The following is a 19,517-nucleotide window of genomic DNA, read 5'->3' on the forward strand; positions in this document are numbered from 1 at the left end:
TGTAGGCTCCGGAGACCGCCCTTGACCTGCGCGAAGCAGGCAGGGAGCAGACATTCCGGGAGATTTCTCATGCTTCGTACCATGTTCAAGTCCAAGATCCACCGGGCCACCGTCACCCAGGCCGACCTGCACTACGTCGGCTCCGTGACCGTTGACGCCGATCTGCTGGACGCGGCCGATCTGCTGCCCGGGGAGCTCGTCCACATCGTGGACATCACCAACGGGGCGCGGCTCGAGACCTACGTCATCGAGGGCGAGCGCGGGTCCGGGGTCATCGGGATCAACGGCGCCGCCGCGCATCTCGTGCACCCCGGGGACCTGGTCATCCTCATCAGCTACGCGCAGGTCGAGGACGCCGAGGCCAGGGTCCTCAAGCCTCGCGTGGTGCACGTGGACGGCGACAACCGGATCGTCGAGCTGGGTGCGGACGCCTCCGCTCCGGTGCCGGGTACGGATCAGCGGCGCAGCCCCCACGCCGTGGCCGTCTGAGGGGAGTCGGGGATCATGCCGATCGAGTTCCAGGACGACCGCGGGACCGGACGGCTGCTCGCCGTCGAGGACGGGACCGTCGTCGGCTACATCGCGTACTTCGTGCTCGCCGACGCGCCGCACGCCCTGGTCGCCGTGCACACCATCGTCGAGAAGGACCACGAGGGCCGCGGCATCGCGGGCGGTCTGGTGAAGACCTTCTACGGGATCGCCGCAGCCGCGGGGGTTCCCGTGGTGCCGCTCTGCCCGTACGCGGCGAGCTGGGCCGCCAAACACCCCGATCAGGCGCCCGAGCCGGCCGCCGAGGTCGTGCAGGCGGCCAAGGTGCAGCTCACCTCCGCCTCCGACCTCTGGTGAGCGGTCTGCTCCTCCTGCACACCTCACCCGTGCACGTCCCGGTCTTCGACGCCCTGCGCGACCGGAACCACCCCGGGGCCGTACTACGGCACATGGTGGTGCCGGAGCTGCTGGACCGGGCCCGCACCGAAGGGCCGGAGTCGGTGGCTCCGGCCCTTCGGGGGCTGCTCGCCGAGGGGCGAGCCGGTGCCGTGCTGGTGACGTGTTCCACCATCGGGGCGACCGCGGAGTCCCTGGCTCCGGCGCTCGGCGTCCCGGTGCTGCGCGTGGACCGGCCGATGGCGGCCGCCGCCGTACGGGCCGGGGCGCGGATCGCCGTACTGGCCGCCCTGGAGTCGACGCTCGCCCCGACCGGGGAGCTGCTGGCCGAGGAGGCCGGTGAGCGGTCCGTGTCGATCCGTACGCACCTGGTCGCCGGGGCCTGGGACCGCTTCGAGGCGGGGGATAGCGCCGGCTACCTCGCCCGCGTCGCCGAGGCCGCCGACGCCGTCACCGGCGCGGACGTCATCGTGCTGGCCCAGGCCTCCATGGCCGGGGCCGCGGACCTGGTCACGAGCCGGATCCCCGTCCTGTCCAGCCCGGCTCCGGGCCTGGCCGCGGGCCTGGCCATGCGTTCGGCCCCGTAGCGCAGGCATAGCCGCCGCAATCACGGGAAGGTGGGCCGTATGGTGCCAAAGCGAGAAGAAGATACGCAGCCGCCCGTGCCCGGTCCGGGGCCGACCCCCTTCCCCGACCCCGAACCCGTGCCGCGGCCCGTGCCGCCCGTGCCCGGCCCGGTGCCCGAGCCCGACCCGGTCCCCGCCCCGCCGGGACCCGCGCCGATCCCTCAGCCCGGGCCCCTCAGCTAGGGAGTGTCCCTACGCGCGGACCTCGGAGCGGTCGCCGCTCCAGAGGGTGTGGAACGAGCCCTCGCGGTCGGTCCGCCGGTAGGTGTGCGCCCCGAAGAAGTCCCGCTGCCCCTGGGTGAGGGCCGCGGGGAGCCGCTCCGCGCGCAGCGCGTCGTAGTAGGCCAGTGAGGCCGAGAACGCCGGCACCGGGATGCCCTGGCGCACCGCCGCCACCAGAACGGACCGCCAGCCCTCCTGGTCCGCCGCGATCTCCTCGGCGAAGCGCGCGTCCGCCAGCAGGCTCGGCAGCTCCGGCTGCGCGTCGTACGCCGCCCGGATCCGGTCCAGGAACGCGGCCCGGATGATGCAGCCGCCGCGCCACAGCGAGGCCACCGCGCCCAGGTCCACGTTCCAGCCGTACTCCTCGCTGCCGGCCCGGATCTGGTGGAAGCCCTGGGTGTACGAGACGATCTTCGACGCGTACAGCGCCTGTTCCACCTGGGCGGCGAAGGCCTCGGCCTCCGCGGGCGCCAGCGCGGTGGCCGTCGGGCCCGCGAGCCCGCGCGCCGCCGTACGCAGGTCCGCGTGGCCGGAGACGGCGCGGGCGAAGACGGCCTCGGCGATTCCCGACACCGGTACGCCGAGGTCGAGGGCGATCTGCACGGTCCAGCGGCCGGTGCCCTTCTGCTCCGCGGCGTCGGCCACGACGTCGACGAACGGGCGCCCGGTCGCGGCGTCCGTGTGCGCGAGCACTTCCGCCGTGATCTCGATCAGGTACGAGTCCAGGCGCCCGCGGTTCCACTCCCGGAAGGTCTCCGCGATCTTCGCGGGGGAGTAGCCCGCGACCTCGCGCAGCAGGTGGTACGCCTCGGCGATGAGCTGCATGTCGGCGTACTCGATGCCGTTGTGCACCATCTTGACGAAGTGTCCGGCGCCGTCGGGTCCGATGTGCGAGGTGCACGGCGTGCCGTCCGCGGCCTTCGCGGCGATCTTCTCCAGCAGCGGGCCGAGGGAGGCGTACGACTCCGTCGAGCCGCCCGGCATGATGCTCGGGCCGAGCAGTGCGCCCTCCTCACCGCCCGAGATGCCCACGCCCACGAAGTGGATGCCCTGCTCGCGCAGTTCCCGCTCGCGGCGCCGGGTGTCCTCGAAGTGCGCGTTGCCGCCGTCGATGATGACGTCGCCCTCTTCCAGGAGCGGGGCGAACTCGCGGATCACGGCATCGGTCGGGTCGCCGGCCTTCACCATGATGACGATGCGGCGGGGGCGCTCCAGCGCGTCGACGAACTCCTTCGCCGACTCGGCCGCCACGAAGGAGCCCTCGTGCCCGAACTCCTCCACCAGCGCCGTGGTCTTCGCGGCGGTGCGGTTGTGGACGGCCACGGTGAATCCGTTGCGGGCGAAGTTGCGGGCGAGGTTGCTGCCCATCACCGCGAGTCCGGTGACGCCGATCTGGGCTGTGCTGGTGCTCATCGTTGCGCTCCTGCGTGCTTCGGTGTGCCTTCGGTGGGCGGGGAACACCGACGCTACCCCCACGCGCTCCCGAACGGATCTACCGTCCGTCGAGACACGGTCAAGTTCCTTTGGCATGCGCCCCGTTGCGCCTCTTGTCATGCTCTGATCGCACCGTTAGGTTGTGCGGTTCCTGATGTCTTCGATGGGGGCTCCCATGGGTGTACGGGGCCGGCACCGCCGGTATCAGCCGAGCAGCATCAACCGGGCCTCGCTGGCCGTCACCGCCGGCGGCGCCGGGATTGCGCTCCCGCTCGTGGGCGCCGGAGTCGCCCAGGCGGCCTCCGTGGACACCTGGAACAAGGTCGCGGCCTGCGAGTCGACGAACAACTGGCGCATCAACACCGGTAACGGTTACTACGGCGGCCTCCAGTTCAGCCAGAGCACCTGGCGTGCCTTCGGCGGCACCGCCTACGCCCCGCGCGCCGACCAGGCCACCAAGGACCAGCAGATAGCGGTGGCGGAGAAGGTGCTGAAGGGTCAGGGGCCGGGCGCCTGGCCGAACTGCGGGAAGCAGGCCGGGCTCTCGCGCAGCGGGCCGGCCCCCGCCGTCGCCCCGCAGGCCCCGGCGCAGCCCGAGGCGCAGACGCAGGTACAGGCCCGGTCCCAGACGCAGAGCGCGCAGAGCCAGGCGCAGACCCGGGCCCCCGAGCAGGGCGGCGTGACCCGCCCGACGGGCACCTCCGTCCTGCCGAACCCCTACGTCGTCGCCCCCGGCGACTCGCTCTCCGCGATCGCCACCGACCAGCACGTCGAAGGCGGCTGGCAGGCGCTGTACGAGACCAACCGGGCCACCGTGGGCGGCAACCCGAACCTGATCTTCCCCGGCCAGCGGCTCACCCTGCGGGTCACCACGGCGCCGGTCACGCCCCCGCCGTCCGACCGGAACCCCGAGAAGCCGCCGCGGACCGCCGACCCGGTCAAGCCCGTGGAGCCGGCCGCCGAGAAGCCGGCGCCCGCGCCGAAGCCGGCCGAGAAGCCCGCGCCCGCACCGAAACCGGTCGAGAAGCCCGCCGAGAAGCCGGCGCCGGAGCCCGCCTCAGCGCAGCAGAAGCCGGCTGCGGGCGGATTCTCCGCCCCCGTCGACGCCGCCCTCGGCACCGCGTACCGCGTCTCGGGCTCCTCCTGGTCCAGCGGCTACCACACGGGCGTCGACTTCCCGGTGGCGACCGGCACCACCGTCAAGTCGGTGGGACCCGGCCAGATCGTCTCCGCCGGCTGGGCCGGGGCCTACGGCTACCAGGTCGTCATCCGCCACACCGACGGCCGGTACTCCCAGTACGCCCACCTCTCCGCGCTCGGCGTCAAGGCCGGCCAGCAGGTCTCGGGCGGCCAGCGCATCGGCCGCTCCGGGTCGACCGGCAACACCACCGGACCGCACCTGCACTTCGAGATGCGCACGGGTCCCGGGTACGGCTCCGACATCGACCCGTTGAAGTACCTCCGCAGCCACGGGGTCCGCATCTGACCCGCGCACGTGCGAGGGCACGACGGTGAGCAGGATCAGGCCGGCCGCCGCGAGCGCGGCGCTGGCCACGGCCGCCGTCGCGCCCGCCGCCCCGTACCGGAAGCCCTCGTCGAACAGCGAGATGCCGACCGTCGCCGCCACCACCGGGTTGACCACGGTCACCGTGGCCAGCGGCGCGGTCAGGCCCGCGCCCCGGTAGGCCGCCTGCGACAGCAGCAGACCGCCGGCCGCAAGCACCGCGATCGCCGCGAGATCGGGCCACAGGCCGGGCAGCGCGCCCGGCCCGACGGCCTCGGCCACCGACTTGGTGAACACCGACGCCATGCCGAAGGCCGTACCGGCGGCCGCGGCCAGCAGCACGCTGTGCAGCACCGCCCGGTGCATCCGGTGCGCCGCCAGGAACAGCACCGGCACCACCACCCCGGTCACCCCGAGCAGGAGGCTCCGCTCGCCCCCCGCCAGCGACTGCTCCGTCCGCCCGTTCCCGCCGGTCAGCGCCAGCAGCCCGGCCAGGCCGACCGTGGCCAGCACCGCCCCGCGCCAGGCGGCCGCGCCCGCCCGGCGCCGTACGAAGACCGCGGCCATCGGCAGGGCGAAGACGATGGTGAGCGCGCCCAGAGGCTGGACCAGACTCAGCGGCCCGTACGCGAGTGCCACCACGTGCAGCAGCGCACCGAGCCCGTTCAGCCCCACGGCCACCCACCAGCCACCCCGGCGCAGCGGGGCGTACCGGCGGCCCGGCGTGCTCGCCGCGACCCGTTCCTGGACGATCGCGCCACCCGCGTACGCCAAGGCGGACACGAGGCAGAGCAGGACCGACAGCGCCAGTGCACTCATAAGGTCCACAATGCCCGACCCATCTGCGCTATTCCTCCGCCCACAGATGGTGATCAGTCATACTCCCGACGTAGTACGGGAGTACGCAGCGTGGTGATTCCACCAGCCGAAAGCGACTCCCGCGGTGCCCCTGAGTCACCGGATCGGCCCGTACGGTGACGCTCCCCTCGCGCTGTGTGAGGGCCCGGGAGCGGGTTTGGCTCCGGGCGCGTGGGATCCGTACAGTTGCCCTTTTGAGGACTTCCGCAGCAGGCGGATGCGGACGAGTGATCAAGGAACGGCAGCGGCAATGACGGTGACCGAAGACAGTCAGGACTACGGCCACGACTACGGCCACGACTACGGGCACGCCTTCGGGCCCGGCATCGACCCCGACCGGCTGGCCCTCTGCCTCAGCGTGCTCGACGAGCTGGACAAGCTCGACGTCGACCACCCCGACGCAATCACCGTACGCCGCGCCACCGCCGGCCTCTACCGCACGGTCAAGCAGCGCCGCCGTCAGGAGCGCCGCGCCGCCAAGACCGCCAACGACAAGGCAGTCACCGAGGCCACCGCCACCGGCTCCGCCGAGCGCATCGACGACGAGACCGAGGGCATCCTGCCCTCCTCGGTCACGGAGGCCGGCCGGATCGCCGGGATACTCCAGCGCCCGCGCTCCTGCTACGTCTGCAAGACGCGGTACGTCGAGGTCGACTACTTCTACCACCAGCTCTGCCCGCAGTGCGCCGTCGAGAACCGGACCAGGCGGGAGGCCCGCGCCGACCTGACCGGCAAGCGCGCGCTGCTCACCGGCGGCCGGGCCAAGATCGGCATGTACATCGCGCTGCGGCTGCTGCGCGACGGCGCCCACACCACGATCACCACGCGCTTCCCCAAGGACGCCATCCGCCGCTTCAAGGCGATGGAGGACTCCGCGGACTGGATGCACCGCCTGGAGGTCGTCGGCATCGACCTTCGCGACCCGGCCCAGGCCGTGGCCCTCGCCGACCAGGTGGCCGGGTCCGGTCCCCTCGACATCCTGATCAACAACGCGACGCAGACCGTGCGCCGCCTGCCCAGCGCCTACGCGGCGCTGGTCGACGGCGAGGGCGCCCCGCTCCCCGCCGGTGAGCTCCCCGCCCACCACGTCATCGGCGCCTTCAACTCCGGTGCGGTCGACGGCCTGGCGGCGCTGCCCGTCGGGGCGAGCGGACTCGAGGCGCAGAAGGTCGCCGACCTCGCCCTGGTCGCGGGCAACGCCAGCCTGGAGCGGCACCTCGCCGGCACCGCCATCGACGCGGGCGGTCTGCTGCCCGACGTCGTCGACAGCAACACCTGGGTGCAGACCATCGACCAGATCTCCCCGGTGGAGCTGCTCGAGACCCAGCTGTGCAACTACACGTCGCCGTTCATCCTGATCAGCGCGCTGCGGCCGGCCATGGCGGAGGCTGCCCGGAAGGCGGCCAACGGGCGGGCGTACGTCGTCAACGTATCGGCGATGGAGGGCGTCTTCGGCCGCGGCTACAAGGGCGCCGGGCACCCGAACACCAATGCCGCCAAGGCCGCGATGAACATGGTGACACGGACCAGCGGCCAGGAGATGTTCCAGACCGACCGCATCCTGATGACCTCGGTCGACACCGGCTGGATCACCGACGAGCGCCCGCACTTCGACAAGCTGCGCCTCGCCGAGGAGGGCTTCCACGCCCCGCTCGACCTGGTCGACGGCGCGGCGCGGGTCTACGACCCGATCGTCCGCGGCGAGGCCGGCGAGGACCTGTTCGGCGTCTTCCTCAAGGACTACGCCCCGGCGAACTGGTAGCCCGCCCGGTCTCCCGGAGCCTCCCCTTCCTACGGGAGGCCCGTGACCGGCCTTCTCGACCCCCTCGGCGGACCGGAACCGAGGGGGTCGAGTGCGTTCCCGGCGGGCCTGACCCGGCAGGCCCCGGCGGCGACCAGTTCCAGCAGCGGCCGCCAGTCCTCCAGGACGCCCGCGTCCAGGCCGGCCGCGGCGGCCGCCTCCCGGGCCTGGCGCAGGGTGGCCACCGCCTCCGCGTCCTCGCCCACGCCGTCGGGCGCGCACGAAGGTGCCAGCCGCACCAACAGGGCCACCCGCTCGCCCAGCAGCGGGCGGATCGATTCCGCCGCGACCCAGGCGGTAACCGTTCCGTCACTCAGACGGAGCAGCCGGCCGATGTCGTGCACCAAGCCCGCGATCTGCAGTTCCTTGTCGAAGGGGTGCGAGCGGCGCAGCAGGGCCGCGGTGCGCAGGCCGTGGTCGCCGGGGCCGGCGTGCAGAAGATCCATCAGCTCCAACACGCTCGTGACGTAAGGGACTTGAGCCTCGGGAACTCCGGACCTCGCCACCGCCGACCCCCTCCGTCACACCCCGCACGTCCGGGGCCGAGCAGATCACCCGTCATGTGCCCGCAGACCCACGACTTGCTGAACCAGGAGCGAAAGTAAGAGGGCGCACCGGTTTTTACCCTCCTATCGAGCGGAGGTCCGCTCATATGTGTACTCTGGGGCATCAAGACGGCCCCCATCCGGGCCGCGCTCCACTAAGGCGCCACCGCGTCCGGAAACCCTTTACATCCCTTGCCCGGCGCGCGGTCCGCCTGCCGGGTTACGCGACACAAAGGAGTGCGCGGTGACTGAGAAGACCAAGCCCGAACCGACGATGGAGCGGACGGCCACGCGGGCGAAGCCCCGGACCGACGAACTCGGCAGCCTTGAGGTCTGGGCCCGATCCGCCCCGATCCGGCTGGCCGGCTACGAGGACGACCTGGCGGAAGCGCACATCCTGCCCGGCATCGACTGAAGCGCGTCGGATCGGTCGACCGGACGTACCTGTCCGGTGGGTGACCACTGATGCGATGTGGGACCGGATCGCGCCGCTCATGCCGGCCGATCCGGTCCACGGCCGTCGGCGGCCTGACCGCCGCCGCGCCCTTGATCCCAGCGCCTGGAAGTCCCGTACGAAATCGCTGCTGACGGCCGCACTCGGGGCCGGGCGAGCAGGCGATGATCAGGACGGCGAACGGGCCACGCACGCCTCCCGGTTGCCGCGGTTCCCGGCCGCCTCCAGGCCCCGGGGGCGGGATGCCCTCATCCACGGGCACGACTGCGCACACGCGGCCGGCGGCGGGACCGGGACGGACACCACCCTGCACGCCCGGACAGGGCTCAGGTTTGCGCCTGGGCCGGCGGGGGCTCGTGGCCGATCAGGTCCTCGTACACCGCGACCTTGTGCCGCACCAGGTCCAGGCTGCGGCCGAGCCCGGCGATCTGCGCGACGACGCGGGCCTCGTGCTCGCGCAGCAGGGCGAGGCGCTCGGGCTCGTTGCCGGCCCCGGACCGGGCCAGCTCCGTGTACCGGCGGATGGCGGGCAGCGGCATGCCGGAGGCCCGCAGGACGACGCAGAGATTGAGCCAGCCGACGTCGCCCTCGGTGTAGACGCGGCGGCCGCCCGGCCGCCGGGCGGGGGCGGCCAGCAGGATGCCCTCACGCTCGTAGAAGCGCAGGGCGTGCACGCTCAGGCCCGTCCGCTCAGCCACCTCACCGATCCCCAGACCCGCTTCGACCTGCGTCAACGTCCGCCCCCGTCCCGCCGTACTTGATCTAGACCCCACTCTAGATCGTAGAGTCCCGGGCACCAGGGCGGACAACGCCCGTCACCGACAAGGGGGGTCGACCATGCGCTACCGCGTTCTCGGCGGCACGGGCATCGAAGTCAGCGCGTACTGCCTCGGAACCATGATGTTCGGCTCCATCGGCAACCCGGACCACGACGACTGCGCGCGGATCATCCACAGCGCCCTCGACCGGGGCATCAACTTCGTCGACACCGCCGACATGTACTCGGCGGGCGAGTCCGAGGAGATCGTCGGCAAGGCGCTGCACGGGCGCCGCGACGACGTCGTGCTCGCCACCAAGGTGCACTTCCCGATGGGCGAGGGCCGCAACCGCGGCGGGAACTCGCGGCGCTGGATCGTACGGGAGGTGGAGGAGAGCCTGCGGCGGCTCCGCACCGACTGGATCGACCTCTACCAGGTACACCGGCCGGACCACACGACCGACGTCGAGGAAACCCTGTCCGTACTCGGCGACCTGGTCCGTGCGGGCAAGATCCGCGCGTTCGGTTGCTCGACGTTCCCCGCCGAGGAGATAGTCGAGGCCCACCACGTGGCCGAGCGCCGGGGGCTCCAGCGGTTCCGGACCGAGCAGCCGCCCTACTCACTGCTGGCGCGCGGCGTCGAGGCCAACGTCCTGCCCGTCGTCGAGCGGCTCGGCATGGGCGCGCTGACCTGGAGCCCGCTCGCCTCCGGCTTCCTGACCGGCCGCTACCGCAAGGGCGGCCCCATCGACCTCGGCAGCGGACGGCCCGCGCTCCACCCCGCCCGCTTCGACCCGGCGCTGCCCGGCAACGCGGCCAAGCTCGACGCCGTGGAGGAACTGGTGGGGGTGGCCGAGCGGCTCGGCTGCACACTCCCCGAGCTGGCGGTGGCCTTCCCGCTCGCGCACCCGGCCGTGACCTCGGTCATCATCGGACCGCGCACCCTCGGGCAGCTCGACGACACCCTCAAGGGAGCCTCGGTCGTCCTCGACGACGCCGCCCTCGACCGGATCGACGAGATCGTCCCGCCGGGCACCAACGTCTACCAGCCCGACGGGGCCTGGCGTCCGGCGCACCTCACCGACTCCGCGCGGCGCCGCCGACCGCGGGCCTGCGACCGCGCGGCGGGCTGACGGGCCATGCCCGTCACGCCCTCGGCCGGCCGGCCCTCGCCGGCCGTGCCCACACGCAGGGGTGAAGCCCGCCCGCCCCGGCGGGCTTCACCCGCCCTGTTCGGCCGAGTTCCCCTCTTCGCTACGCCCTGAGCGTCATCGCCGACGGCGATCACCGCTTCCGCCGACCCACCCGTCCCGGCAGGCTGGCGGGCATGAAGCTGCTGATGCTGGGTGGTACCGAATTCGTCGGACGCGCGATCACCGAGGACGCCCTCGACCGGGGCTGGGAGGTGACCGTCTTCCACCGCGGACACCACGCGCCCCCGCCGGGCACCTCCGCCCTGCACGGGGACCGCACCGCCCCCGAGGGCCTGGCCGCCCTCGCGGCCGGGGAGTGGGACCTCGTCGTCGACACCTGGGGCGGCGCCCCCACCGCGGTGCGCGACAGCGCCCGCCTGCTGCGCGACCGGGCCGGGAGGTACGCGTACGTCTCCAGCCGCTCGGTGTACGCGTACCCCGCCCCGGCCGGCCTCACCGAGGACGGCCTCCTGGTCGGGGGCTCGCCGGACGCCGGGTCCACCGCCTACGCCGAGGACAAGCGGGGCGGCGAACTCGCCGCCGTGGACGCCTTCGCGGACCGCGCCCTGCTGGTCCGCGCCGGGCTGATCCTCGGCCCGTACGAGAACGTCGGCCGGCTGCCGTGGTGGCTGAACCGCACCGCCCGCGGCGGCCCGGTGCTCGCCCCCGGACCGCGCGACCTCCCGCTCCAGTACATCGACGTACGCGACCTCGCGCGCTGGACCCTTGACGCCGCCGCGGCGGGGCTCGGGGGCACGTACAACGTGGTCTCCCCCTACGGGCACGCCACGATGGGCAGCCTTCTCGAGGCCTGCGCCGCCACCACCGCGGGCGGCGCCGAACTGCGCTGGACGGACCCGGACCGGCTCCTCGCGGCGGGCGTGGAGCCCTGGACCGAGCTTCCGGTCTGGACCCCCGAGGGCGAGGGCCACGACCACATGCACCGCGGGGACGTCTCCAAGGCGCTGGCGGCCGGCCTGAAGTGCCGCCCGGTCGAGGAGACCGTGGCCGACACCTGGGCCTGGCTCCGCACGCTCGGCGGAGTCGCCCCGCAGCGGCCCGACCGGCCGGCCCCGGGCCTCTCCCCGGAGCGGGAGGCGGAGCTACTCGGGCTCTGAGCGCCGCGCGTCCGCGAGGCGGGTCGGCGGGAGGTACTCGCGCACCAGCGTGCGGTGCCACCAGGCCCCCGTCTCGCGCAGCTCCCGCCAGGTCGTGAACCGGTAGCGGTACAGCAGCGCCCGGACATGGACGGGCGGGGCGTCCGGGAACGGGTTGTCGCGCAGCAGCCGCAGCGTGTCCCGGTCGCCCGCCAGCAGCCGCTCCACGAACGGCCCGAACCAGTCCCGCGCGTAGTCGGGGGAGATCGCCGCGAACCACATCAGCCAGTCCAGCCGCAGGTGGTACGGGGCGAACTGGCGCGGAATCCGGCGCGGTTCGCCCGGCTTGCCCCTGAATTCGTACGCGCGCCAGTTCCCGTTCGGGCGCGGCACCCGGTCCGCGGTGCCCTCCACCACCACCTCCATCCGGACCCGGCCGACCGAGCCGAAGGCCCCGTAGGTGTTGACCAGGTGCAGCGCGTCGAAGGAGCGGTTCATCACCTGGCGGCGCGAGACCATGTTGAGCACCGGGTGGCGGCTGAGGAAGAGGACGAGGACGGTCACCGCGCACACCAGGACCACGAACCACACCGGACCCGTGCGCGAGGCGGCCGCCGGGGGAGCGCCCGCGATGCCGGTGAAGTCCACGGCCGACACGGCCAGCGTGATCGTCAGCCAGTTCAGCCAGGCGAAGTTGCCCGACAGCACCAGCCACAGCTGCGTCGCGATGATGATCCCGGCGGCGTACGAGGCCACCGGTTGCGGGGTGAACAGCAAGACCGGGACGACCAGTTGGGTCACGTGGTTGGCCGCGCACTCCACCCGGTGCAGCGGTTTCGGCAGGTGGTGGAAGAACCAGCTCAGCGGTCCCGCCATCGGCTGCGTCTCGTGGTGGTAGTACAGGCAGGTCAGCTTGCGCCAGCAGGAGTCCCCGCGCATCTTGATCAGCCCGGCCCCGAATTCCACGCGGAAGAGCAGCCAGCGCAGCAGCCACAGCACGAGTACCGGCGGGCCGGCCCGCGCATTGCCGAGGAACACGGCGAGGAAGCCCACCTCCAGCAGCAGCGACTCCCAGCCGAAGGAGTACCAGGTCTGCCCCACGTTCACGATCGAGAGGTAGAGCACCCACAGCACGGCCCACATCGCCATGGCCGCGCCCAGCGGCACCTCGTCCCCGGCCCCGGCGGCCAGCGCCGCGGCCAGCGCCGCGCCACCCCAGGCGCAGCCCGCGAAGAGCCGGTCGGAGTAGCGCAGTTGGAACAGGCTCGGGGCGCGCCGGAAGGGCACGTACCGTACGTAGCGCGGTACGGGCGTCATGCCGTGCGCCCCGATCAGGGCCCGGAACTGCAGGGCGGCCCCGACGAAGGCGACCAGGTAGAGCCCGGCCAGGGCCCGCTGGAAGACCAGCCGGGCGAGCCAGTAGCCGGGCGCCGTGAACCAGTCCATCGCCTCCAGTATCGGACCGGTCAGCCGGTGGTGGCCAGCCTGCGCAGGTGATGGCCCAGCCGGCGTGCGTAGCTCAGCTGGAGGAAGGGGACCACCGGGCCGGCGAGGCGGGTGTACCAGGTGTTCGGGCGGCTGAAGGCGGTCACCGTGAACCACACCGTGCCGTCGGGGTCCATGTCCACGACGAAGGACTCCTCCCCGCACTCGGGGTGGCCGGCCAGGGTTCCGTAGGCGAACCCGATGCGGGCGGGCTCGTACGCCGTCCAGATCACCTGGCACGGGGCGTCGATCCGCAGCGGCCCGAGCCCTATCCCGACGACCACCCGGCTGCCGGGGCGGACCGCGCCGTCATCGGCCTGGACGTGCATGCCCGAGGTCCGGTGGGCGTGGAAGGTGGTGACGGCGGTCCCGGCGGTCTCGAAGACGGTGCGGCCGTGCCCCAGGCGGGTGCGGTGGTGCAGGTGGTTGTATCCGGCGGGCAGCGGCCGGTGGGCCGTCGCGCCCCGGTCGGGGTAGTTGACGGTGCCCGGGCCGGCGCTGATGAGGCGGGTCATGGCGAGGTCTCCAGTCGGTCGGTGGCGGTGGCGGTGGCGGTGGCGGTGGTGGTGGTGGCCGTGGTGGTGGTGGCCGTGGTGCGCGGTCGGGGGCCGGCGGGTGCGGGGCCCCGGCCGTCGGCGGCGAGCCGGCGCCAGGCGAGCAACGAGCACAGGGCGAACCCGAGGGCGTTCCCGAGCCCGTGGGTGGCGGCCATCCAGGCCAGGGTGGGGTGCGTGATCCCGGTGGCCTCGCCGACCGCCCACCACAGGGCGAGCAGCATGGTGGCCACGAGCACGGCCGCCGAGGTGGAGAGCAGGACCCGTGTGGTCCGGTCCCGGCCGTCGGGCCGGACCTCCCGCCAGGTCAGCAGCGCCACGGCCCACATTCCGCCGGTCAGGACCACCGCGCCCAGCAGCTCGGCCCAGTCGTCGACGAAGTAGCCGAGGAGGACGAGCAGGGTGCCCGCGGGGACGCTGTACGCCGCCCCGTGCGCGAGGCCGCCGGTCCCGGCGCGGCCGCCGAGGGCGCGGCAGACCAGCCCGGCGACCAGGGCGGCGCTGAAGCCGGCGAAGTGGAAGTGGGGCACGGTCAGCGCCAGGATGTCGAGGTCGAAGCCGAAGAGCCGGTACCCGGCGCGCTCGGCGACCAGGGCGGTGGCGGCGATCGACGGCGAGACGAGCGCGGTGGCGACGGCGATCTCGGGCGGCCCGGGGGAGCGGGTGCGCAGCAGCCGGGCCGGGGCCCGGGCCGCCAGGGCCAGGCAGGCCGCCGCGTAGAGTGCGGCGAGCGCGGTGGCCGGCGCTCCGCGCGGCAGCCAGAGGCACAGGGCCCCGGGAGCGGCCGCGAGCGGCCAGAGCCGGGCCGTCCGCAGGAACCGGGCCGGATCGATGAGCCGCAGGCCGGCCGGGACGACGTAGAGCATGCCCAAGGTGACGATCATGTTCACCAGTACCGTCACCGTGGACTCCCCTCGACGCACACCGCGGCCGAATGCCTTGAACGCGTTCAACTCGCAGTGGTGAGCCTACGGCTTTCCTTGAACATGTTCAAGAAGCGCTCCGGTTGCGGCTGCTGCGCGGATGCGGCAGACAGGAGGGAGCAACCGGGGCGAAAAGGGAGATTCAAGTGAACGGATCGTCACTTCCGACACCGCGTCAGGCGTCGCGTCGTCATGCACCCGCCGGCGCAGCCCTCTTCGCCCTCCTCGGCATCTTCGCCGCGGCGTGCGGCGGACCGGAGAAGACGGTGGGCGCCCCCGGAGCGGAGAACCAGGAGGTCCACCTCCAGCCCGTCTCCTCCGCGGGCCCCGACCCCTTCACCGCCTCCTCGGCCACCGCCGAGTCCGCCCCCGTGCAGCCCCCGCTGCCCAACGCGAGCGGCCAGGGCATCCGCACCGTCAACGCGGCCACCCCCGGCCTGTACGGCGGCACCCAGCGGCTCGGCAGCTGCGACGTGGAACAGCAGGTCCGTTTCCTGACCGCCGACAGCGCCAAGGCACGCGCCTTCGCCGAGGCCTCGAACATCGAAGCGGAGAAGATCCCCGACTTCCTGCGCGGCCTGACGCCCGTCGTCCTGCGTGCCGACACCCGGGTCACCAACCACGCCTTCCGCGACGGCGCCGCCGACGGCTTCCAGTCCGTCCTCCAGGCCGGCACCGCCGTCCTGGTGGACGAGCACGGCATGCCCCGGGTCCGCTGCGGCTGCGGGAACCCGCTGGCCTCACCGCGCGCCGCCAAGGGGTCACCGGTGCACAAGGGCGACCCGTGGAGCGGTTACCAGGCCAACCAGGTCGTCGTCATCGAGCCCACGACCCACGTGATCAACAACCTGGTGATCGTCAACATCGCCGACAACACCTGGATCGAGCGCAAGCGCGGCGACGACGGCGCCCAGGACCGGACCCCGAAGACGCTGCCCCCGTTCGATCCCGCGGCCGGCATCCCGGACGGGCCCGTCACCCCGCCCGGGGCCACGACCGGCGACCCCTGCCCCACCCAGGCCTCACCTGCCTCACCTGCCTCACCGAACGCACCGGCGGCGCCGGCTCCCGGGGCGGCGGACTGCCCGCCCGACCAGCAGTCCCCGCAGCGCTCGCCGGGTGAGAATCAGCCGCAGACCCCGGGAGCGCCGTCGGACCCGGCCACCCGGCCGCAGCAGGAGCCGCCTTCCGGCATCCCCTCGGACGGCGCGTCCGACGTGCCGTCCGACGCGCAGTCCGGCATGCCGCCGCTGGACCCCGGCGAGCCTGGCTACCAGGAGCCCGACGGATCGACCCAGCAGCTGCCGAGCGACCCCGCCGACCCGTACACCCCGTCCGACCCGTACGCCCCTTACAACCCGTCCGACCCGTACGTGGACCCGGACCTGCAGCCGCAGCCGTCGGACGACGGCTTCCCGCTGGAGAGCGCCTGACCGGGCCGTGTGTCATGGTGGATCGGTGCCGACCACCGTATCGCTGCCGGACGACTGGCCCGCACACCCGGACCGGTCGCTCTCGCTGAACCGCATGGGCAGTTTCGACTGGGACCTGGTCACGGGTCTCATGCACATGGACGAAGCCGCCCTCGACGTTTTCGACACGGCTCCCGACGCGTACGACGGCCGGCCCGAGTCCCTCAACCCACGCGTCCCGGCCGCCGAGGGGCACCGCCTCGACGCCCTGGTCTCCTCCGCCCTCAAGAGCGGCGAGGACAGCTACGGCGCCTACTTCCGCATCCGCTGCCACGACGGCCGACTGCGCTGGACGCACACCCAGGGCCGCGTCATGCGCGGTACGGACGGCCGCCCGTACCGGATCATCGGCATCGTCCGGGACGCCACCGACGAGCTCAGCCACTCGGCGGAACGACTCGGCCTGGACGAGGAAAGGCGTCGCCAGACCTCGGTGGTCGAGTCCACCACCGCCGCCCTCGCGCACGCCCGGACCGTGCAGGACGTCATCGACGCGCTCGGCGACGCCCACGGCCTGGAGCGGCTCGGCTCGATGGGCATGGTGATGGGCCTCGTCGAAGCCGGCCGGATCCACCTGGTCGCGGAGGGGCCGGAGGGCAGCTTCGTCCCCGGCACCCGCTACACCCGCATCGACGAGCAGTACCCGATGAGCGAGGTCGTCCGCTCGCTGGAGCCGCGCTTCCTGGATTCGGCGCAGGAGTTCGCCCACGACTACCCCGGGCTCTGGGCCAAGATCTCGTACATGCGGATCTCGGCGGCCGCCTACCTGCCGCTCATCGCCCAGGCCCGCCCGATCGGCGCGATCGGCCTGCTCTACCGGGACAAGGACGGCTTCACACAGGAGGAGCGCAACCTGCTCGTCGCCCTGGGCAGCAGCATCGCGCAGAGCCTCCAGCGGGCCATGCTGCTGGAGCAGGAGCACGACCTGGCCGAGGGCCTCCAGCAGGCCATGCTGCCGCGGCGGATCCCGTCGGTGGCCGGTGGGGAGATCGCCGTACGCTACCGCTCCGCCCGGATGGGCCAGGACATCGGCGGAGACTGGTACGACGTCATCCCGCTGCCGGGCGGCCGGGTCGGCGCCGTCATCGGCGACGTCCAGGGCCACGACACGCACGCGGCGGCCGTCATGGGCCAGCTGCGGATCGTGCTGCGCGCGTACGCCGCCGAGGGGCACTCACCCGGCACCGTCATGGCCAGGGCCTCCGTCTTCCTGCACGAACTCGACACCGACCGGTTCGCGACGTGCACGTACGTGGAGGCCGACCTCGCGACCGGCGTGCTCCAGGTGGTCCGGGCCGGCCACATCGACCCGCTGCTGCGCACCCGCGACGGGGACTGCCACCGGCTCCCGGTGAGCGGCGGGATGCCGCTCGGGCTCTCGGCGGAGTTCGGCCGCCTGGAGTACCCGGTCACCACGGTGGAACTGGACCCGGGGGAAACGCTCCTGCTGTGCACCGACGGCCTCGTGGAACAGCCCGGCGCCGACCTCGACGACGGCATCCAGCTCCTGACGAACCACATCCGCGGCGGCCCGGCGGACCTGCACCTGCTGGCGGACCTGCTGTGCGAGGTCGTCGACGAGCGGGGCGGGGACGACGACATGGCGCTGCTCCTGCTGCGCCGCCAGGTGGTGGCCGCCCCGGCGGGCGGCGGCCGCCTCCAGCAGCACGTGGCACCGGGCGACCCGGAAGCCCTGGTGGCGGCCCGCCACATGACCGGGGCGGCGGTGCGGGCGTGGGGCGCGCGGGAACGGGCCGACGAGATCGAACTCGTCGCGGACGAACTGATCGTGAACGCCCTGATGCACACGGACGGCCCGGCGATCGTGACCCTACGGGTCCTGGCCGGCCCCCAGCGCAGGCTCCGGGTCGAGGTCGAGGACCGCTCCAGCGCCCTGCCGCGCCGCCGCGAGGCGGGCGAATCGGGTGTCTCGGGCCGCGGCCTGATGCTGGTGGACCGCCTGGCGGACGTCTGGGGCGTGGAACCACGGGGCGGCGGCAAGTGCGTGTGGTGCGAGTTCGTGATGGGCTGAGTGCGCAAGGGGCCGAGACCGCATCCGGCCCGGGTGGCGCGGCCGGGCCCCGGTTGTCGGCGGCGGCTGGCAGGATCGCCGGCATGCCCGATCGCACCCATGCCATCACCGACTACTGGGACGCCGCCGCGGCCGCGTTCGACGACGAGCCCGATCACGGACTGCGGCAGGAGCGCACCCGTGCCGCGTGGGACCGGCTGCTGAGAGCCTGGCTTCCCGTCGGGCCCGCCGACGTACTCGACGTCGGCTGCGGTACCGGGTCGCTGTCCCTGCTGCTGGCCGAGGCCGGGCACCGGGTGACCGGGGTGGACCTGGCGCCCCGGATGGTGGAGCGGGCCGGGGCCAAGCTCGCGGCCGCGGGCTTCGAGGGCCGGTTCCTCGTCGGGGACGCCGCGGCTGCGCCGACCGGGCACCACCGCTACGACGTCGTTCTCTGCCGGCACCTGCTGTGGACCCTGCCCGACCCGGAGGCCGCGCTCCGCGAGTGGGTCGCGCGCCTCGCCCCGGGAGGCCGGCTGGTACTCGTCGAAGGGCGGTGGCGGGAAGCGGGCGAGAGCGGCGTGCCGTACGTCGCCGGAGCCGAATCGCTGCCCTGGTACGGCGGGATCACCGCCGAGGACCTGGCCGCCGCGGTCCGGCCCCTGGTGTCCGGCCTGCACATCGAACCGCTCAGCGCGGACACGGAGTTGTGGGGCGGACCCGTCACCGACGAGCGGTACGCACTGATCGCCCGCACCTGACCCCCTTGGCGGCTTTCCGTCCCCGATCGGCCGAAGAGTCGCTGGTACGTACACGCACGCGGCGGGTGGAATGTCCGTGTGCCGCCCGACAGAGCGGTACGCACCGTCGCTCAGCCCCGCGGCCGCCCACCGGCGCCGCGGCCGACGACCAGGAGTCCGGACTTGCACCGCACCGCTCGCCTCCGCACCTCCCTCCTCTCCCTCGCCGTCGCCCTCGCGGCCACCCTGACGGGAGCCGTGACGGCCGCCGCACCCGCCGGGGCCGCCCCGGCGGCAGCCACCGATGCAGGACCCGTCGTGGTCCACCTCACCGGCATGGGCAGCGGCCCCCAGAACATCGCCGCGGCCGCCGCTCAGGACCATCTCCGCCGGCAGGCCGCCGAGCTCGGCTTCGCCGGCTCCCAGTGCCGCGTCACGGAGGGGCCGATCTTCCAGTACGTGACCGCCAACTACTACAACGCCATGATCAAGGCCACCTGCAGCGGTGATCCCGCGGTGACCACCCCCACCCGCAGCCTCAACCGCCTGATCGGGCCCAACGGCGAGCACATCAGCACCGTCTGGAACGTTCCGCCGGGCTACCACGTCGAGGGCAGCCTCGGCCAGCTCTACACGACCCCGCACGAGGGCGCGGTGCCGCTCTACCACTGCGTCGTCCGCCGGGACAACTTCCTCTCCGGCGACGTGAACTGCGAGGGCCAGACCTACGTTTCCCGGCTCGGCTGGTTCTATCCGGGCCAGCCGGCCGGCGTGGGGAGCGCGCCGCTGATGCGCTGCATGGTCGGCAAACAACGGGAGTTCTTCGAGTCGAACGCGACGAACTGCGAGGGCCAGACCTCCGGCGGCCAGCTCGGCTGGATCTTCACCGGCTGACCCGCACCCCGTCGGGCGCCACACCCGCGGACCCCCGCCACCCCGCCGCCCCGGAAAGTCCG

18 protein-coding genes and 1 pseudogene are annotated in these 19,517 nt (G+C 73.2%); 12 read left to right on the top strand and 7 right to left on the bottom strand.

The window, feature by feature from the left end:
* Positions 1-69 precede the first annotated feature (69 nt).
* The 3 genes from panD to ACGFZK_RS07220 are packed head-to-tail and all read left to right on the top strand — an operon-like array spanning position 70 to position 1,472.
* Positions 70-489 carry an aspartate 1-decarboxylase gene (gene panD / locus ACGFZK_RS07210; RefSeq protein WP_393847822.1) on the top strand — a complete coding sequence of 140 codons (420 nt, stop codon included), beginning with the start codon at positions 70-72 and terminating at the stop codon, positions 487-489.
* 15 nt (positions 490-504) lie between these two features.
* Positions 505-846, top strand: a complete 342-nt coding sequence (locus tag ACGFZK_RS07215; RefSeq protein ID WP_393847823.1) for a GNAT family N-acetyltransferase — start codon at positions 505-507, stop codon at positions 844-846.
* Positions 840-1,472, top strand: coding sequence for an aspartate/glutamate racemase family protein (locus ACGFZK_RS07220; protein WP_393847886.1), 633 nt, complete (start codon positions 840-842; stop codon positions 1,470-1,472). Before ACGFZK_RS07215 ends, ACGFZK_RS07220 begins: the two co-directional genes overlap by 7 nt.
* Positions 1,473-1,703: 231 nt before the next feature.
* On the opposite strand, the gene gndA is transcribed toward ACGFZK_RS07220, so the two are convergent.
* Positions 1,704-3,146, bottom strand: coding sequence for an NADP-dependent phosphogluconate dehydrogenase (gndA, locus tag ACGFZK_RS07225; RefSeq protein WP_393847824.1), 1,443 nt, complete (start codon positions 3,144-3,146; stop codon positions 1,704-1,706).
* A gap of 196 nt (positions 3,147-3,342) precedes the next feature.
* On the opposite strand from gndA, the gene ACGFZK_RS07230 reads away from it, so the two are divergent.
* Positions 3,343-4,653: a transglycosylase family protein gene (locus ACGFZK_RS07230; protein WP_393847825.1), complete on the top strand. Its 1,311-nt coding sequence runs from the start codon at positions 3,343-3,345 to the stop codon at positions 4,651-4,653.
* Between the two features lie 102 nt (positions 4,654-4,755).
* Here ACGFZK_RS07230 and ACGFZK_RS07235 read toward each other — a convergent pair.
* Positions 4,756-5,490 (bottom strand): annotated as a pseudogene (locus ACGFZK_RS07235) (DMT family transporter); the annotation flags it as partial.
* A 289-nt stretch (positions 5,491-5,779) separates the two neighbouring features.
* On the opposite strand from ACGFZK_RS07235, the gene ACGFZK_RS07240 reads away from it, so the two are divergent.
* Entirely contained in the window at positions 5,780-7,291 is a 1,512-nt protein-coding gene (locus ACGFZK_RS07240; RefSeq protein ID WP_393847826.1) for an SDR family NAD(P)-dependent oxidoreductase, read from the top strand.
* A gap of 29 nt (positions 7,292-7,320) precedes the next feature.
* Here ACGFZK_RS07240 and ACGFZK_RS07245 read toward each other — a convergent pair whose 3' ends face one another.
* Complete coding sequence (locus tag ACGFZK_RS07245) at positions 7,321-7,776, bottom strand: hypothetical protein (protein WP_393847827.1); 456 nt, start codon at positions 7,774-7,776, stop codon at positions 7,321-7,323.
* A gap of 343 nt (positions 7,777-8,119) precedes the next feature.
* Between ACGFZK_RS07245 and ACGFZK_RS07250 the strand changes: the two genes are divergently transcribed.
* Positions 8,120-8,290 (top strand): hypothetical protein, encoded by a 171-nt coding sequence (locus ACGFZK_RS07250; protein WP_393847889.1) that lies wholly within the window; start codon positions 8,120-8,122, stop codon positions 8,288-8,290.
* Positions 8,291-8,655: 365 nt separating this feature from the next.
* Here the strand turns inward: ACGFZK_RS07250 and ACGFZK_RS07255 are convergent, their stop codons facing one another.
* The gene (locus tag ACGFZK_RS07255; RefSeq protein ID WP_393847828.1) at positions 8,656-9,027 is read right to left on the bottom strand and encodes a MerR family transcriptional regulator; all 372 of its coding nucleotides are present in this window, start codon (positions 9,025-9,027) and stop codon (positions 8,656-8,658) included.
* 139 nt (positions 9,028-9,166) lie between these two features.
* Between ACGFZK_RS07255 and ACGFZK_RS07260 the strand changes: the two genes are divergently transcribed.
* On the top strand, positions 9,167-10,219 hold the full coding sequence (locus tag ACGFZK_RS07260; RefSeq protein ID WP_393847829.1) for an aldo/keto reductase: 1,053 nt from the start codon (positions 9,167-9,169) through the stop codon (positions 10,217-10,219).
* A gap of 194 nt (positions 10,220-10,413) precedes the next feature.
* On the top strand, positions 10,414-11,397 hold the full coding sequence (locus tag ACGFZK_RS07265; protein ID WP_393847830.1) for an NAD-dependent epimerase/dehydratase family protein: 984 nt from the start codon (positions 10,414-10,416) through the stop codon (positions 11,395-11,397).
* Here ACGFZK_RS07265 and ACGFZK_RS07270 read toward each other — a convergent pair.
* From ACGFZK_RS07270 to ACGFZK_RS07280, 3 genes are read right to left on the bottom strand one after another with little or no spacing between them, the layout of a single operon-like run.
* Positions 11,383-12,822: a lipase maturation factor family protein gene (locus tag ACGFZK_RS07270; protein ID WP_393847831.1), complete on the bottom strand. Its 1,440-nt coding sequence runs from the start codon at positions 12,820-12,822 to the stop codon at positions 11,383-11,385. The genes ACGFZK_RS07265 and ACGFZK_RS07270 overlap by 15 nt on opposite strands.
* 20 nt (positions 12,823-12,842) lie before the next feature.
* Complete coding sequence (locus tag ACGFZK_RS07275; RefSeq protein WP_393847832.1) at positions 12,843-13,376, bottom strand: DUF1990 family protein; 534 nt, start codon at positions 13,374-13,376, stop codon at positions 12,843-12,845.
* A complete protein-coding gene (locus ACGFZK_RS07280) occupies positions 13,373-14,317 on the bottom strand; it encodes a YndJ family protein (protein ID WP_393847833.1) in 945 nt (314 codons plus the stop codon). Before ACGFZK_RS07280 ends, ACGFZK_RS07275 begins: the two co-directional genes overlap by 4 nt.
* Positions 14,318-14,484: 167 nt before the next feature.
* On the opposite strand from ACGFZK_RS07280, the gene ACGFZK_RS07285 reads away from it, so the two are divergent.
* The 4 genes from ACGFZK_RS07285 (at position 14,485) to ACGFZK_RS07300 (ending at position 19,455) form a co-directional block, all read left to right on the top strand.
* Positions 14,485-15,771, top strand: a complete 1,287-nt coding sequence (locus ACGFZK_RS07285; protein ID WP_393847834.1) for a DUF6777 domain-containing protein — start codon at positions 14,485-14,487, stop codon at positions 15,769-15,771.
* Positions 15,772-15,778: 7 nt separating this feature from the next.
* The gene (locus ACGFZK_RS07290; protein ID WP_393847835.1) at positions 15,779-17,842 is read left to right on the top strand and encodes a SpoIIE family protein phosphatase; all 2,064 of its coding nucleotides are present in this window, start codon (positions 15,779-15,781) and stop codon (positions 17,840-17,842) included.
* Between the two features lie 83 nt (positions 17,843-17,925).
* Positions 17,926-18,582, top strand: a complete 657-nt coding sequence (locus tag ACGFZK_RS07295; protein WP_393847836.1) for a class I SAM-dependent methyltransferase — start codon at positions 17,926-17,928, stop codon at positions 18,580-18,582.
* Between the two features lie 162 nt (positions 18,583-18,744).
* On the top strand, positions 18,745-19,455 hold the full coding sequence (locus ACGFZK_RS07300; RefSeq protein ID WP_393847837.1) for a hypothetical protein: 711 nt from the start codon (positions 18,745-18,747) through the stop codon (positions 19,453-19,455).
* The last annotated feature ends 62 nt before the right edge of the window (positions 19,456-19,517 follow it).

This window comes from Streptomyces sp. NPDC048257, from assembly GCF_043201855.1.
Classification (GTDB): Bacteria; Actinomycetota; Actinomycetes; order Streptomycetales; family Streptomycetaceae; genus Streptomyces.

Bases quoted from the DNA above. Each gene is read 5' to 3' on its own strand.
- panD (WP_393847822.1), top strand. From the start codon at position 70: ATGCTTCGTACCATGTTCAAGTCCAAGATCCACCGGGCCACCGTCACC.
- ACGFZK_RS07215 (WP_393847823.1), top strand. From the start codon at position 505: ATGCCGATCGAGTTCCAGGACGACCGCGGGACCGGACGGCTGCTCGCC.
- gndA (WP_393847824.1), bottom strand. From the start codon at position 3,146: ATGAGCACCAGCACAGCCCAGATCGGCGTCACCGGACTCGCGGTGATG.
- ACGFZK_RS07230 (WP_393847825.1), top strand. From the start codon at position 3,343: ATGGGTGTACGGGGCCGGCACCGCCGGTATCAGCCGAGCAGCATCAAC.
- ACGFZK_RS07240 (WP_393847826.1), top strand. From the start codon at position 5,780: ATGACGGTGACCGAAGACAGTCAGGACTACGGCCACGACTACGGCCAC.
- ACGFZK_RS07245 (WP_393847827.1), bottom strand. From the start codon at position 7,776: ATGGATCTTCTGCACGCCGGCCCCGGCGACCACGGCCTGCGCACCGCG.
- ACGFZK_RS07260 (WP_393847829.1), top strand. From the start codon at position 9,167: ATGCGCTACCGCGTTCTCGGCGGCACGGGCATCGAAGTCAGCGCGTAC.
- ACGFZK_RS07265 (WP_393847830.1), top strand. From the start codon at position 10,414: ATGAAGCTGCTGATGCTGGGTGGTACCGAATTCGTCGGACGCGCGATC.
- ACGFZK_RS07270 (WP_393847831.1), bottom strand. From the start codon at position 12,822: ATGGACTGGTTCACGGCGCCCGGCTACTGGCTCGCCCGGCTGGTCTTC.
- ACGFZK_RS07275 (WP_393847832.1), bottom strand. From the start codon at position 13,376: ATGACCCGCCTCATCAGCGCCGGCCCGGGCACCGTCAACTACCCCGAC.
- ACGFZK_RS07295 (WP_393847836.1), top strand. From the start codon at position 17,926: ATGCCCGATCGCACCCATGCCATCACCGACTACTGGGACGCCGCCGCG.